This window comes from Galbibacter sp. PAP.153 (assembly GCF_037029175.1).
In the GTDB taxonomy this organism is placed as follows: Bacteria; Bacteroidota; Bacteroidia; order Flavobacteriales; family Flavobacteriaceae; genus Galbibacter; species Galbibacter pacificus.
The window spans coordinates 20,316-34,128 of the sequence record NZ_JAZEUN010000004.1; the positions used below are offsets into that span (position 1 = coordinate 20,316).

General features: G+C 39.3%; 8 protein-coding genes. 6 read left to right on the forward strand and 2 right to left on the reverse strand.

Translation table 11 applies throughout. From position 1 onward, the window contains the following. Positions 1 to 34 precede the first annotated feature (34 nt). The 5 genes from UXI14_RS02920 to UXI14_RS02940 all read left to right on the forward strand — a co-directional run bounded on the left by UXI14_RS02920 (position 35) and on the right by UXI14_RS02940 (position 8,946). A complete protein-coding gene (locus UXI14_RS02920) occupies positions 35 to 1,375 on the forward strand; it encodes a sugar porter family MFS transporter (RefSeq protein ID WP_335964746.1) in 1,341 nt (446 codons plus the stop codon). Positions 1,376 to 1,444: 69 nt separating this feature from the next. Continuing rightward, complete coding sequence (locus UXI14_RS02925; RefSeq protein WP_335964747.1) at positions 1,445 to 4,543, forward strand: TonB-dependent receptor; 3,099 nt, start codon at positions 1,445 to 1,447, stop codon at positions 4,541 to 4,543. An 18-nt stretch (positions 4,544 to 4,561) separates the two neighbouring features. Next, entirely contained in the window at positions 4,562 to 6,259 is a 1,698-nt protein-coding gene (locus UXI14_RS02930) for a RagB/SusD family nutrient uptake outer membrane protein (protein ID WP_335964748.1), read from the forward strand. 50 nt (positions 6,260 to 6,309) lie between these two features. Then, positions 6,310 to 8,001: a DUF4980 domain-containing protein gene (locus tag UXI14_RS02935; protein ID WP_335964749.1), complete on the forward strand. Its 1,692-nt coding sequence runs from the start codon at positions 6,310 to 6,312 to the stop codon at positions 7,999 to 8,001. A gap of 42 nt (positions 8,002 to 8,043) precedes the next feature. Next, entirely contained in the window at positions 8,044 to 8,946 is a 903-nt protein-coding gene (locus UXI14_RS02940) for a carbohydrate kinase (protein WP_335964750.1), read from the forward strand. Between the two features lie 163 nt (positions 8,947 to 9,109). Here the strand turns inward: UXI14_RS02940 and UXI14_RS02945 are convergent, their stop codons facing one another. Together UXI14_RS02945 and UXI14_RS02950 are read right to left on the reverse strand one after the other, a co-directional pair. Then, positions 9,110 to 9,556: a hypothetical protein gene (locus tag UXI14_RS02945; protein WP_335964751.1), complete on the reverse strand. Its 447-nt coding sequence runs from the start codon at positions 9,554 to 9,556 to the stop codon at positions 9,110 to 9,112. A 116-nt stretch (positions 9,557 to 9,672) separates the two neighbouring features. After that, on the reverse strand, positions 9,673 to 10,389 hold the full coding sequence (locus tag UXI14_RS02950) for a GntR family transcriptional regulator (protein WP_335964752.1): 717 nt from the start codon (positions 10,387 to 10,389) through the stop codon (positions 9,673 to 9,675). 127 nt (positions 10,390 to 10,516) lie between these two features. Between UXI14_RS02950 and UXI14_RS02955 the strand changes: the two genes are divergently transcribed. Beyond that, a complete protein-coding gene (locus tag UXI14_RS02955) occupies positions 10,517 to 13,810 on the forward strand; it encodes a SusC/RagA family TonB-linked outer membrane protein (RefSeq protein ID WP_335964753.1) in 3,294 nt (1,097 codons plus the stop codon). The last annotated feature ends 3 nt before the right edge of the window (positions 13,811 to 13,813 follow it).

Sequence of the window (13,813 nt, forward strand, 5' to 3'; positions counted from 1 at the left end):
TCATAATTTAGTTTTCGAACATTTAAATTATGATATGAATAAATTGATACGCTGGTCAATTACTGCTGCACTGGCAGGATTTCTTTTTGGTTTTGATACCGTGGTTATTTCAGGTGCCGACAAACAACTTCAGGAATTATGGAACACAACCGATGCTTTTCATGGATCGGTGGTAATGGCCATGGCTTTATGGGGAACAGTGGTGGGAGCCATATTCGGCGGCATTCCAACCAACAAGTTCGGAAGAAAAAATACGTTATTCATAATAGGGATATTGTACTTGGTTTCTGCATTAGGTTCTGCTTTGGCAAACGGTCCCTTTACTTTTGCGGCTTTTAGGTTTATAGGGGGCTTGGGGGTAGGCGCTTCTACAATTGCAGCACCTACTTATATATCAGAAATAGCACCTTCAAAAAGCCGTGGACGTTTGGTGTCTTTATATCAGTTTAATATAGTGCTGGGAATATTGATGGCCTTTCTGTCCAATTACCTGTTAAGAGAAGCAGGAAATCAACCTTGGCGATGGATGCTAGGGGTAGAAGCAATTCCTGCTTTTTTATATATGCTCTTTGTGGTTGCCATTCCAAAAAGTCCACGTTGGTTGATTTCTAAATCCAAAAAAGCTGAAGCTTCAAAAATATTGAAGACCATTGGCAGTGATTTGGATGTGGAACAATTGTGGACGGAAGTCAACTCAACAAGTCAAAACAAATTTACTGGAGAATCTATTTTCATAAAAAAGTATAGTTTCCCGTTAATGTTGGCCTTTTTTATTGCCTTTTTTAATCAAATGTCCGGGATCAATGCCTTCCTCTATTATGCCCCCCGCATATTTGAAATAGCCGGATTGGAACAAAGCGCTTCGTTACTGAGTAGTATTGGCGTAGGGGCCATCAACCTTATTTTTACTTTAATTGGGGTATTCCTAATAGATAAAGCTGGAAGGAAACAATTAATGCTCGCCGGTTCTTTTGGGTATATCGTGTCTCTCTTATTGGTAGCCTCGGCTTTCTTTTTTAATTGGGGAGGCCTTTGGGTGCCCATATTCCTTTTCATGTTTATAGCATCTCATGCTGTTGGGCAGGGTGCCGTTATTTGGGTATTCATTTCTGAGATTTTCCCCAATCATTTACGGGCCTCTGGTCAGGCATTCGGGTCTTCCGTGCATTGGGTGCTGGCGGCCATTGTTCCTTCGGTGGTGCCGGTATTGTTTACATCAATTGGTGCTGGTTATGTATTTCTGTTCTTTGCCTTTATGATGTTTTTGCAACTCCTGTTCGTACTTTTTTTGATGCCCGAAACCAAAGGGAAATCCTTGGAGGCCTTAGGGGGAGAACTATCCTTGAAGACGAAATTAAAATCTAACCGGATATGAAAAATAAAATGCTAACCAATAATAATTATATATAAAAACAAGCAAACTAAAACTTTAAAACTCAAACTTATGAAGCATTATACTTTATTGTTTTTTTGTTTGTTGTGCTCCTTTTCACTTTGGAGCCAGCAAACGGAAGTTAGCGGTACTATTACCGCCGAAGAAGACCAGATGCCGTTACCCGGGGTAACGGTAATCGTAAAGGGCACTCAAAAGGGGGCCGTAACAGATTTTGATGGTAATTATTCCCTTTCAGAAGTAAACCCAGATGCCATACTGGTGATAAGCTATATAGGTTTTTCCACGGTCGAGATTCCCGTAAATGGAAATACTACCATCAATGCCGCCATGAAAATTGATGCACAACAACTGGACGAAGTAGTGCTTACGGGATATACAACGCAGAAAAAGGCAGACATTACAGGAGCGGTTTCTGTGGTTGATATAGCCGAGATGAATAAGCAGCCGCAGGCAAACCCAATGCAGGCCATGCAAGGCAGGGTTGCAGGTGTAAAAATAACTTCGGATGGATCCCCGAGCGGAGGAGGTACCAACGTACTAATTAGAGGGGTCGGTACCCTTAATAACACAGATCCTTTGTACATAATCGATGGAGTGCCTACCAAGTCTGGGATGCAGGAACTAAATCCCAATGACATTGAATCTATTCAAGTATTGAAAGATGCCGCTTCGGCCAGTATTTATGGCTCGCGGGCATCAAACGGAGTTATTGTAATTACCACAAAAACAGGTAAAAATGGAAAGATGCGCGTGAATTTTCAAAACTATACTTCTTTTTCTCAATATGCAAATAGACAGGAAGTGCTAGATGCAGATCAATACGGCCAAGTACTGTGGCAGGCCATGATAAACGACGGTATAGACCCAAATACCAATAACTTAAGCTATCAATTTGATTGGAACGAAAACGGTGGAACGCCAACGCTAAACAATATCATTATCCCTGAATATTTGGATGCCGAAAAGACCATAAAATCGGCCAATACAGACTGGTATGATGAAATATCAAGGCTGGGGATAGCACAATCTTATAATTTATCGGTCTCCAATGGGTCTGAAAAAGGAAATTACCTCTTGTCCTTGGGCTATTATGATAACGAAGGTATAATTAAGGAATCTAGCTTCAACCGAATATCGGCAAGGATGAATTCTTCATATAAGCTTTTAAACGGCAGGGTTACCATTGGAGAAAACTTTACCATTAACAGAACAGACGAGATTGAAAGTCCAAGTGTATTAGACCCTGCCTTAAAAGCACTTCCTATTATACCCGTTAGAACTGTAGACGGTCAAGGTTGGGGTGGTCCGGTGGGAGGAATGAACGACCGCCAAAACCCTGTAAGGTTATTGGAATACAATAAAGATAACAACAAGGAGTTTCAACGTATCTTCGGGAATGTTTACATAGATGTAGAACCTATTAAAAACCTTCATGTAAAGACAAATCTTGGGATCGATCAGGGAAGTTTTTATCAAAGGACGCTACAGAGGAGTTATGTGTCGGGGTATTTGAAAAACGACCAAAATGCAGTGAACATCGATCAAAATACAACCAATAAAATAACATGGAGCAACACGGCCACATATAACTTTGCCCTCGACAAACATCAGTTTAATCTTTTAGCGGGTACGGAATTATATAGGGAAAAATATCAAAATACCTATTTAAGAAGACAGGATTTTTTATTGGAAACCCCAGAATACATGTATCCCGATGCCGGAACAGGAGAATCTTTTACTGGAGGGGGGGCTACCGGCTATAGCTTGGTTTCCTTTTTTGGAAAATTAGAATATGATTTTGATAGCCGGTATTTATTTTCGGCAACCATTAGAAGGGATGGTTCTTCTCGATTTGGTGCGAACAACCGTTTTGGTACGTTCCCGGCATTTTCTGCCGGATGGCGCATAAGCAACGAAAGCTTTATGAAAAACGCAACCATGATATCCGATCTTAAACTACGGTTGGGATGGGGGCAAACAGGAAACCAAGAAATAGGGAACAACGCCATTTACTCACTGTACATAGCCGATTATGCCGGTGGCGATCCAACTTGGGGAACATCCTATGGTACTGCTTATGACTTTTCGGGCACCGGTAGCGGTTTGTTGCCATCCGGGTTTAGGTCTATACAAATAGGGAACGATGACCTAAAATGGGAAACTACCACACAGACCAATATAGGGTTGGATTTTGGATTTTTTGAACAGCACTTAAGTGGCTCGTTGGATTTTTATTATAAAGAAACCGAAGATATTTTGGTTTTACCACCTTATTTGGGGGCTATTGGAGAAGGCGGTAACCGTTGGGTAAATGGTGCGTCTATGGAAAATAAGGGAGTTGAATTGGCACTTATGTATCGTGGAGGTAATACTAGTGGCTTTACCTATGAAATTTCCGGAAATTTTGCATTGAACAGAAACAAGATAACATACTTGCCCATAGAAGTTCAAAACAATTATGGAGGAAATGGTACAGATGATAATATTCTTGGAAGACCAATTAATTCCATGTATGGATATGTGACCGACGGGCTTTTTAGAACGGATCAGGAACTTCAAAATTCTGCCGAGCAACAAGGGAAAGGTTTGGGAAGGATTCGGTACAAAGATTTAAATTCAGATGGTGTTATCGATGATCTAGACCGCGATTGGATAGGAAACCCGAACCCGAGCTTTACCTATGGACTTAATATGAGTTTTGGATATAAACAATTTGATCTTAATTTGTTTTTTGACGGGGTTGGCGATGTGGATGTTATCAACTCAAGAAAATACCAAACCGATTTTTGGAGCGTAGACGATGTAGGTTCCAATAAGGGAACAAGGCTGCTTAATGCCTGGTCACCAAGCAACCCGAATTCTGATATTCCTGCACTTACTACCATAGACAATAACGCAGAATCCCGGTTTTCGACATATTACATAGAGCCGGGCGATTATTTTAAACTTCGGAACCTACAAATTGGGTATACCATACCGCAAAATACCATTGAGCGTATTGGAATAAGCAAATTAAGGCTGTATACAGGTGGACAAAATCTTTTCACTGTACATAGCAAAGATTTTACCGGCGTGGATCCCGAGAATGCAGCCTTTGGATATCCTTTGCCATTAACAGTAACTTTTGGAATGGACCTTACTTTCTAAACAATAAAAATGAGAATGATGAAAACAATATATTATAGTATTTTAGGACTTTTGACCTTAGTTTTGGCTACTTCCTGCTCAGATTATTTGGAAAACACCCCTAACGCCGTCTTGGAAGAAAACGAATTGATAAACCCCGATAATATTGACGGATTTGTTACTGCTGCATATGCAGCCTTGGGCAACGACCATTACGATAGCCCCTTTAGCTTATGGCCTTATGGAAATGTTCGTTCTGATGATGCCTACAAAGGTGGGAGCGGGCCAAACGATATTCAGGTTTTTCATTTCTTTGAAGTGTCCAATAATATTCGGACCGATTTTGGAGAGCTGGACCGGTTTTGGTACAACTCTTATATAGCCATTTCCCGAGTTAATAAAGCTTTAAATGCTTTAGACCAGATTGATAAAAGTGATTATCCTTTAAAAGACGTCCGAATTGCAGAAATGCATTTTTTAAGAGGACATTTTTATTTTATGCTGAAGGAAATGTTTAAATATGTACCTTATATAACTGAAGATATCCCAATTGAAGAATATGGAAATATATCCAACCGTGAACTCTCTAATGATGGATTATGGGAAGCCATAGCACAAGATTTTGAAAGCGCCGCAGAAAACCTTCCTGCAAACCAAGACCAGGTTGGAAGGGTAAATAGTGCTGCCGCATATGCTTACTTAGCAAAGGTAAGATTGTACCAAGCTTACGAACAGGACGAGAATAACAATGTGGTAAATATCAATCAGGAAAAATTGCAAGAAGTTATTCAAGCTACCGATGAGGTTGTGGGAAAATATCAGTTGGAGGATGATTTTGGCTTTAATTTCCTTCCGGGGAGTTACCAAAACGGCTCCGAATCTGTATTTTCTATTCAGTTTTCAAACAACGACAACACACTTCACGGACGTTTGAATTATTCTGATGTACTGTCCACTCCACAAGGTCTTGGATGTTGCGATTTTCAAAAACCGAGCCAGAACCTGGTCAATGCGTTCAAAACTAATTCCGATGGGCTTCCCTTGCTTGATGATTTTAATGATTCAGACTTAGATTATAACAACCTAAATGCAACTACGGTAGACCCTAGATTATATCATACAGTGGCCATTCCTGGATTGCCATATAAATACAACAATTCTTATATTTATCAAGAAAGTTGGAACAGGAGCCCAAGCACGTATGGGTTTTATGCCTCTTTAAAAGAGAACGTTTCCCCCGATTGCGATTGCTTTGTAAACATAGATCCGTTTTATGGCAATTCTAAAAATAGAATTGAAATCCGTTATGCCGATGTTCTATTGATGCGGGCCGAAGCACTTATTGAATTGGGCAGGCACAAAGAGGCGCTGCCGCTGGTAAACCAGATTCGTCAAAGAGCAGGACAAAGCACTACTTTGATTAACGGGTATGCCAACAATACCCAAGTGGCCTTATACGAAGATGGGGTAAACTGTAATTGGACACAAGATTTTGCCAGAAAAGCAATGCGGTTTGAAAGGAGATTGGAATTTGCCATGGAAGGCAACCGTTTCTTTGACCTTGTAAGATGGGGCGTAGCCGATGAGGTTCTTAATAAATATTATGAAGGGGAAAAAGAAAAGAGGGTTTATTATGAAGAGGCGCATTTTGACCCTAATTTAGAAGAATATTGCCCGATCCCTTTGGCACAAATTAACTTTAGTAGAAACGTGTACAAACAAAATACAGGATATTAGATTTATTAATGATGCATAATATTACAGAGAAAACAAAATTTTTTAAACAGATGAAAAAGTTCTTTATATATATATTTATAGCTACCTTACCAATGCCTGTCATGGCTCAAGATGATCAAAATGGTCAGTCGCAACAGAGCCCCTTAAATATTCAGGCAAGTAAAAAATGGTTGTTGTTGCCCGTTAAAAATGGGGTAAAAAGAGAAAAAGTGGTATTGTACCATGGAAACGAACAACTTAGGTCCTTTGATATTGAATTGACGAATGAAGCCCCCGATTGGTATGCATACCTCGATATTAGTGAGTGGAAGGGCAAATCATTAAAGCTTGATGTTAAAACAGAAGCAAATATGTCCAAAGCGCTTTCAATGATACAACAATCCGATAAGGAAAAGGATGCAAAAACATTGTATCACGAGAAAAAAAGAGCACAGTTTCATTTTTCACCCAAAAGAGGCTGGAACAACGACCCCAATGGGCTGGTGTACTACAAAGGAGAGTATCACCTGTTCTTCCAGCATAACCCCTATGGCGTAGAATGGGGAAATATGCATTGGGGGCATGCGGTAAGCAAAGATTTGGTGCATTGGAAAGAAGTTGGGGAAGCATTATATCCTGATAGTTTTGGAACCATGTTCAGTGGAAGTGCCGTTGTAGATAAAAACAATACAAGTACTTTGGGCAAAGGCTCTAGGGTTCCCATGGTTTTATTCTATACTGCTGAAGGATCTTGGATTCAGGGACTGGCATACAGTACAGATGGCCGGGAATTTAAAAAATTGAAAAACCCAGTAGTTTCAAAGTTTACGGACGGAAACAGGGACCCAAAGGTAATTTGGCACGAGCCCTCAAAAAAATGGGTAATGGTGGTTTATGTAGAGCTTGAAGGAAAGCAGCACACCATGCACTTCTTAACATCGCCCAACTTAAAAGACTGGGAAACATCGAGTATTGTAAAAGGAGGAATAGACAATGACCGTTATTTATTTGAATGCCCAGAGTTTTATCAGTTGGAGGTAGAAGGAAACCCCGACATTAAGAAGTGGATTTTAACCGGAGCCAATAGCGAATATGCCATTGGCACATTTGATGGTGAAGAATTTACTCCCGAACAGGAAAAACTCAACGGGCAGCATGGAAGGGATTTTTATGCAGCACAAACTTTCAATAACGAACCCAAAGGACGTAGAATAGAAATTGGCTGGTGGCGAACGCATACAGGAGGAGACGGCAATAACTTTAACCAATCCATGAGCATTCCCATGGAAATAAAGCTACTCGAAACATCCGATGGATTGAGAATAGCCCGTCAGCCGGTCGAAGAGTTAAAAGAATTAAGAAAAAAGCACCATATATTTGAAGATAGCGAGATAAATGACGGGAAAGCTTTTCAGTTTAAGAATATTAAAAGCGACCTTTTGGAAATTCACACCAAATTTACTTCTATAACTTCCAACCAGATTGAACTTTCAATTAAAGGGGTAAAAGCAATTTATTACGTAAAAACAGAAACGTTGAGTATCGATGGTGTTGATGCACATTTACCATTAACAAGCAATGGGTTGGACCTTACCATATACGTTGATAGAACCGGACTGGAAATTTTTGCACAAAACGGGGTATTCTTTATGCCTGTCAATATTAATATAGATGGCAATAATAAAGATATCAACCTAACGGTAAAAGGTGGCAGCATACATGCTACAAGTGAAGTATATGAATTGAAGAGTATCTGGAAATAATTTTGAGAAAAGTACAAATGATAAAAAGGATAGTTATTTCTAATGAAAAATGATTTGAAAATTACCTGTTTCGGTGAGGTGCTATGGGATGTGTTTCCAGATGGCGAGAAAATTGGCGGGGCACCGCTAAATGTAGCTTTGAGACTTCAGAGTTTTGGCGTGCAAACTACCATGATAAGCAGTGTGGGCAAAGACATCCGCGGAAAAGAAATCATAACATATTTAAATTCGGCAGGGATCAATACCAATTGCATTGCGGTTTCTGCCGAATTTCCTACGGGTGTTGTAAATGTAAATCTGGATAAGAACGGATCTGCAAGTTATGAAATTAAATATCCTGTAGCATGGGATAAAATACCGTTGAGCTCATCCATGCTCCAATCCGTAACCCAAGCAGATGCTTTTATCTACGGTAGTTTGGTATGTAGGGATTCGGAGAGCAGAAAATCCTTAATAAACCTGCTTTCAAAATCTAAATATAACATATTGGATGTAAACCTGAGACAAGGTTATTACAGTCATGAGATTCTTATAGAATTAATGAAAAGCGCCGATTTTATAAAATTTAATGATGATGAGCTATTTGAAATTGGCGCAATGATGGGATCCCCATATAATTCATTGGAACAAAACCTTGAATATATAAAATCCTGGGTTAAGGCAACTTCTTTTTGTGTAACAAAAGGAAGGCACGGAGCACTGTTGTTCCATAATGAAAAGTACTATTATAACAGTGGTTACAAAATAAACGTAAAAGATACCGTTGGGGCTGGCGATTCTTTTTTGGCATCGCTGCTTACCAAACTGTTGGAAGGTGAAAACCCACAGCGTGCCTTGGATTTTGCCTGTGGTATTGGTGCATTGGTAGCCGCTGAAAGTGGCGCTAACCCAATATTGAAAGAAACCCGGATAAATAATTTTATCAACGGGAAAGAGAACGGTTGAAAAATCAATTTGTAGCGTTAGTTAGCATGAAAATGGTACGGATGCGGTTTTACCGTTATTTGTATCATTTTTTTGTATGCTATATTTTTAATCTACTTATAGATAATCCTGTAGGGCACAATGTTTATAGCCCTATTTTTAATTAAACAATAAAGGTCATCCTTTAGAAATTCCCATTCGATTTCGGAGTATTCTTTTTTAGGGTTTTGGTAATGTAAATATCAATGGTAGGGGTATAGCCTACATTGTTTTCCAAGCTTGTTTGTATGCCATTTTTAACTTCAACATCCTGTATGGCGTCTTTATAGTGTTTTTGGCATAAGATAACAATGTCCTGCCGGGTAACTACTCTTTCGTTTGAGATGAGGCTTTCCCGGTAGGCATATATCTTATCGGAATTTGTGAGTTCGTACCTTCCGCCAATTGTTGATGAAATAAATACCAGGGAATCTTTTTCAAAGGCAACGCCATTGTATAAGCTTAATTTGGAAAACGCATTAATGTTGTTTGCCTTCTCTCTGTCCTTGGTCCAATATTTTACAAAAAGGGTTCCATAATGTTCCGGTTTTTTTGAGTTCAGTATTAAATATGGTGCGGCTGTCCTGCTCATGGACAGGAGGTATAAAACAAATATCTTAGAAACATGAAAAAATGATATTACAGTCCATTATGTATAAAAGTAGCATCCCAGGAGTCATAGAGATCTATAAATATTACAACTTCAACTTAATGGTTCCTTTTAAAAAAATCCATTTCAAAATAAGTGCTAAAATGCTGGTGCATTAGCTCTTGAAATTCACTTACGGTGCCATTCTCCAAGCACTCAACCAATTGCATATGATTTACTTTTTTTGGCGGGATTTTATGCATTTCTGTTTGGGATTCTATTTCCAAGACATAATCAAAAACAATTTTTAAATATTTTTGAAAACCGTATAGCGTTTCATTTTTAGAAACTTTATATAAATAGGAGTGGAAGCTAATTTCGTAATCAATCTTGTTTTTAGAGCCATCATTGCCTTCATAAGAATGTATAATCTCCTTTAATTTAAAGATATCGTCAGGGGTAACGTTTCTAAATAATGCATTGGCCATCCCTATTTCAAGCATAATCCGTAGTTCAAATAATTCATGTAAGGTAGATTTATCCAAAACACTCGGGTCTAGAACACGTTCTAAGGCCGAAAAAAGATTGAACTTAATTAATTGTATCCCTTTTCTTTTATTTGAAGATATAAGTCCTAACATTCTAAACCTGCTCAAGGCTTCCCTAATTACATTTCTGCTCACATTCATGCTCTCGGCCAATTCCATCTCTGTGGGAAGGGCATCACCAGGTTTAAATCCATGGTCTTTAAAGTATATCCTCAAGTTTTTCTCTACCTGGTCTACCATGCTTTCTTTTTGTACAGGCTTGATGGTTGGTTTGCTTTCTTCTTTCATACTATTTTTTTAAAATCGGTATTGTCGTTTTGTAGGACAAATGTAATAAAGTTTTTCAGTTAATTTTTGTGAATTAAAATAAAATACTATATTAGCACAATAATATTGTCCTACAATATACAAAATTATGAAATCAATAAACCAACTAACACAAAAAAAAAGGCAGACATGGTGTTTGCTAATACTTATGACCATTGCGTCTATTATGTATGGTCAAGATGGAAAAACTATTACAGGTACTGTTTTTGATGAATCTGGAAATCAACCACTGCCTGGGGTCAATATTACACTCCAGGGAAAAAAGGTGGGCACGACTTCTGATTTTGATGGGAATTACACGCTTCAAGTGCAACCTACCGATGTGCTTGTGTTTTCATACATAGGCTTCCAGGTCGAAAAAATTCCCGTTAAGCAGCAAGAGGTCATAAATGTCTCAATGCAATTAGATGCTCAACAACTGGATGATGTGGTTGTAATTGGGTATGGTAAGCAATCTAGAAATTTAATAAGCAGTTCGGTTTCAAAAGTTAAAACTGAAGAAGTGGAAAATAACCCATCGGCAAATGCTATACAGGCTTTACAGGGTAAGGCGGCCGGCTTGAGCATTCAGGTAAATTCTGGGCAACCGGGCGCCGCCGGACAGGTGTATATACGTGGAGGTACACAGGTAAATGCCAATAGCTCGGCAAATAACCCATTATATATTATTGATGGGGTCTATAGAACTAGTTTAAATGGATTGAATGCTTCTGATATTGAAACGATTCAAGTGCTAAAAGATGCTGCTTCTACCGCTATATATGGTGCTAGGGCAGGTAATGGTATTATTCTCGTTACCACCAAATCTGGTAAAAGGAATACCAAAGGACAGGTAAGGGTAAGTTATAAATCGGGATTGGCACAACAACTTAATACATATCCCTGGACAAGTGCCGAAGATTATATAAGGGTTTCAAGAACTGCGGCAGAGCGGGGGATAAACTTGGAGAAACCTGGCGATAGGCTCGAGAATACAAATTTTGGTTATTCGGTCCAAACGCTTACACAGCGTGGACAATATGGGTTTAATCGTAACACATTAGCTTATTTAGATAATTTAATTGCTATTGAAGGTCAGGCCTATGTTAGTGATTTACTTGAAAATCAAGGATATCAATTAATGGATGATCCCGTGAGTGATAATACCTTAATCTTCAAGGATAATAATTATGATGACCTCATTTTTGTTACGGCCGAGGTGCATGACATTAACTTAGGCTTTAGCGGGGGTAGTGAAACTGGTAATTATAATGTTAGCTTGGGCTATCTGGATCAACAGGGAACATTTCTTGGGACCGGCTTTAAAAGGTTTAGCGGCCTTAGCAACGGAAGTTTTGAAGTGAGCGATCATTTTTTGATTAATTCCGGCGTTAACTTTAGTTATCAAGAGAGCAACCAGATCCAAGACGCTCGCAACTCTATCAATAGATCCTCAAGGTTGCCCCACACACTAAGGCTTTTAAACGATGATGGCACCCCGGCACTTGGAGAGAGTAGAAGCTCGCCAAGGAATAGGTTGCATGAAATGTACTATCAGGACATAGAATCAAAACAATATTTAACAACATTGAATTTAGGTGCCGAATGGGAGATGTTTGAAGGATTTTCTTTCAAACCGTCAGTTTCATTCTTTAGGGATGAGTCTACGTTTAACTTTTTTGAGAGGGCTTCACCTGAAATCCCAGACCGGGCATCGGTTCGGGAAGAATCTGGATTCAATCAGTTGCTCCTCAATGGATTGTTGAACTATAAAAAAAGTTTTGGCGAACATCATTTCGATGCTTTGTTCGGGGTTAATTATACCAAGGAACGGAGGGAATATATTAAGGGAGAAGGTTCTAATGCCCCTACAGATATAATAGCTACCATAAATGCATCGGCAACAGATCAAGAACGGGTTACCAGTAGTATTGTGGAAAACATACTGTTTAGCAATTTTGGTAGGATAAGTTATGATTATATGGGCAAATATTTGGTTTCTGCAAGTTACAGGAATGATGGGGCCTCTCAATTTGCCGAGGAAAACAAATTTGCATTTTTTCCCGCATTCTCTCTGGGATGGAACGTCCATCAAGAGCCTTTTTGGAAAGTTGACTTTATAAGTAAGCTCAAAGTTAGGGGGAGTTGGGGGCAAGCAGGTTCCCTTGCCGGATTGACCATAGAAGATACACAGGGCCAATACGGCACACGTTCTTATAATTTTCAGGGCGGTGCCTTGCTTTCCCAGCTGGCCAACACGCAATTAAAATGGGAGACAACCACAACAATAGATATAGGCCTGGATATAGGAGCTTTTGATAATAGGCTGAATTTTTTGGTAGATTATTATAAAAAAACTACCGAAGACCGTTTAATAGACCGCTTATTGCCTCAACAGACCGGTTTTAGCTCCATTAGGGATAATTTAGGAAGTATTCAAAACGAAGGAATTGAGATTGAAGTTGGTGTGGATATCCTGAAGTCGGATAATTTTACATGGCATACCGATTTTAACTATGCATACAACAAAACTAAAGTCGTTGAACTACCCGATAATGAAAGAGCCAAGAACAGGATTCAGGGGGGTGTGATCTACGATCCCGAAACTGGGGGTGAAATGGAAGTTGGTGGATTGGCAGAAGGCGAAAGACCATACGGTATTTGGGCATGGGATTTAATTGGGGTATACGCCACAGACGAAGAGGCAGCTAATGCCCCGGAAGATATGTATGTTTCAGGCTCTAAGTTTGGGGACCCTAAAAATGGTGGTGATGCTATATGGCGCGATGTTAACGGGGATGATAAAATAGATGAAAAGGATTTGGTTTTTGTAGGATATCAAACTCCAAACATGTTGGGAGGAATGGTTAATACGTTTAATTATAAAGGCTTACAGTTGAGAGTAGCCATGGATTACGCTTTTGGCCATGTCATAGCCAACGAATGGCGCGCAAGGGCCAATGGGAATGCCAGAAATAACGTAATGACAACTATCGATGTTTTGGGAGATGATTTTTGGCACAACCAAGGAGATATTGCTAAATACCCAAGGTACGACAATGCTTCTGATTATGATAACGGCTACAGGAACCATGTTAGGGGGTTGGGGGGAACTTCAAACAGCAATATAGGAAGCCGAAATGGCGGTGTAGACAATACGCTTTACTTCCATAAAGGCGACTTTGTTGCTTTTAGGGAGGTTAGCTTATCCTATGCTTTTCCTCTGCAAGATTCCAAGCTCAAGGATTTAGGCCTGTCCGATTTCAACTTAAGTCTAAGTGGTTACAATCTTGGTTATATCACTGCCTATGACGGGTTAACACCAGAAATATACGACGGTGTGGATGAAGGGATTTATCCAAGACCTTTTCAAATAATTTTAGGATTAACAGTTTCCTTTTAATGT

Excerpts from the sequence above, each read along its gene's own strand:
- UXI14_RS02920 (WP_335964746.1), top strand. The coding sequence starts at position 35 with ATGAATAAATTGATACGCTGGTCAATTACTGCTGCACTGGCAGGATTT.
- UXI14_RS02925 (WP_335964747.1), top strand. The coding sequence starts at position 1,445 with ATGAAGCATTATACTTTATTGTTTTTTTGTTTGTTGTGCTCCTTTTCA.
- UXI14_RS02930 (WP_335964748.1), top strand. The coding sequence starts at position 4,562 with ATGAAAACAATATATTATAGTATTTTAGGACTTTTGACCTTAGTTTTG.
- UXI14_RS02935 (WP_335964749.1), top strand. The coding sequence starts at position 6,310 with ATGAAAAAGTTCTTTATATATATATTTATAGCTACCTTACCAATGCCT.
- UXI14_RS02940 (WP_335964750.1), top strand. The coding sequence starts at position 8,044 with ATGAAAAATGATTTGAAAATTACCTGTTTCGGTGAGGTGCTATGGGAT.
- UXI14_RS02945 (WP_335964751.1), bottom strand. The coding sequence starts at position 9,556 with ATGAGCAGGACAGCCGCACCATATTTAATACTGAACTCAAAAAAACCG.
- UXI14_RS02950 (WP_335964752.1), bottom strand. The coding sequence starts at position 10,389 with ATGAAAGAAGAAAGCAAACCAACCATCAAGCCTGTACAAAAAGAAAGC.
- UXI14_RS02955 (WP_335964753.1), top strand. The coding sequence starts at position 10,517 with ATGAAATCAATAAACCAACTAACACAAAAAAAAAGGCAGACATGGTGT.